The sequence below is a fragment of the Rhizobium sp. SVR5-9E genome (assembly GCF_056755095.1).
Genome location: NZ_JBNDHS010000279.1, coordinates 1 through 369, shown reverse-complemented (window position 1 = coordinate 369; position 369 = coordinate 1). Strand labels below are relative to the sequence as shown.

The 369-nt window shown below is 59.1% G+C and carries 1 protein-coding gene; it reads right to left on the bottom strand.

The features are described 5' to 3' along the window. Positions 1-35: 35 nt before the first annotated feature. Positions 36-369, bottom strand: a 334-nt coding sequence (locus ACPYOJ_RS34785; RefSeq protein WP_481420292.1) for an ATP-binding domain-containing protein, incomplete at its 5' end; no start/stop codon positions are given.

Genomic DNA, 369 nt, shown 5'->3' with positions numbered 1-369 from the left:
ATACGAAGCCCTCACCACCCGGTGGGGGCTATCGCTTAAAGGGATTCAAATATCGCGCTCAGGCCGCTTCGACGTTCCGTGCGGGTGGCAATCGCCTGTAGCAGCACACGTTCATCGGCATACAGCGACAGGCGCTGACGCGCGCGCGTAATGGCGGTATAAATCAGTTCGCGGGTAATGACGGGCGAAAGCTGTGTCGGCAGGATCAGCGCCGCATGGTTGAACTCGGAGCCCTGAGACTTATGCACCGTCATTGCCCAGGCCGTTTCATGTTCATGCAGACGGCTGGGCTGAACGGATTTCACGCTTCCATCAGGCATCTGGAACCAGACGCGCAGCCCCAGTCCACGATCGAGGGCAATCCCGATA